Source organism: Ruegeria intermedia, assembly GCF_900129345.1.
Classification (GTDB): Bacteria; Pseudomonadota; Alphaproteobacteria; order Rhodobacterales; family Rhodobacteraceae; genus Ruegeria; species Ruegeria intermedia.
Genome location: NZ_FQVK01000078.1, coordinates 1 through 1,221 on the forward strand (window position 1 = coordinate 1; position 1,221 = coordinate 1,221).

The following is a 1,221-nucleotide window of genomic DNA, read 5'->3' on the forward strand; positions in this document are numbered from 1 at the left end:
TGTAAAACACACGACTTGATCTGACATTTCTGCTCTTTTGGAGCGCAAGCAAGGAGTGTCGATCAATGACAAGCATTCAGGAAAAGATCATCAAACCGAAGCTTGGCCTGCTGGAATTGGCCAAGCAACTCGGCAGCGTTTCCCAGGCCTGCAAGGTGATGGGTTATTCGCGGGACAGCTTCTACCGGTTCAAGGAACTGTATGAACAAGGCGGCGAAGAAGCCCTGATGGATCTCAGCCGCAAGAAACCCATTCTGAAGAACCGGGTGCCGGAGCATGTTGAGAGGGCGGTCATCGAGTTGGCCATTCATTGACCGGCAGGGCATTGCGCATGCAATGCCCGAGAGGTGAAAACCCGGCTTTGGGCCAGAAGCGGGCGTCATGGGAGCTTCAGCAGAAAGGTGTCATGGTGTCCTCGTCCGGCGTGCGGTCGATCTGGCTCAGGAACGACCTTGAGACGATGAAGAAGCGATTGAAGGCACTGGAGGCCCGCGCCGCCCAGGATGGCATCCTGCTGACCGAGGGCCAGATGGCGGCGCTGGAAAAGGCGAAGCAACAGAAGGAGGCGCATGGCGAGATCGAGAGCCACCATCCCGGTTATCTGGGCAGCCAGGACACCTACTATGTGGGGACGATGAAAGGCGTGGGGCGCATCTACCAGCAGACCTTTGTCGATACCTATGCCCGCGTGGCGATCTGCAAGCTCTATACCGAGAAGACGGCGATTACCGCCGCAGACCTGCTGAATGACCGGGTGATCCCGTTCTTTGCCGAACACGGCATCAGCCTGCTGCGCATCCTGACCGACCGGGGCACCGAGTATTGCGGCAAGGTCGAAAACCACGCCTACCAGCTTTACCTGGCGGTCGAGGATGTGGATCATTCCAGGACCAAAGCAAACAGCCCACAGACCAACGGCATCTGCGAGCGCTTCCACAGGACCATCAAGGATGAGTTTTACGACATTGCCTTCCGCAAAAAGCTCTACCGCTCGGTGAAGGAGTTGCAGACCGATCTGGATGTGTGGCTGGCCAAATACAACGAACAGCGGCCACATTCGGGAAGATACTGCTACGGCAAAACACCTATGCAGACCTTCCGAGAAACGCTACACATCGCCGCGGACAAGACAATCAGGACTTCCGATCAATCGGACGGCCAACAACCCATTCTCAGCGCTGTCCGCTGAGGTGTCCGTCAGATCAAGTCTGAAGTTTTACA

General features: G+C 56.4%; 1 pseudogene. It reads left to right on the forward strand.

Annotated features, from left to right (window positions below):
* Positions 1-65 precede the first annotated feature (65 nt).
* A pseudogene (locus tag F3H26_RS19285) lies at positions 66-1,189 on the forward strand (IS481 family transposase).
* The last annotated feature ends 32 nt before the right edge of the window (positions 1,190-1,221 follow it).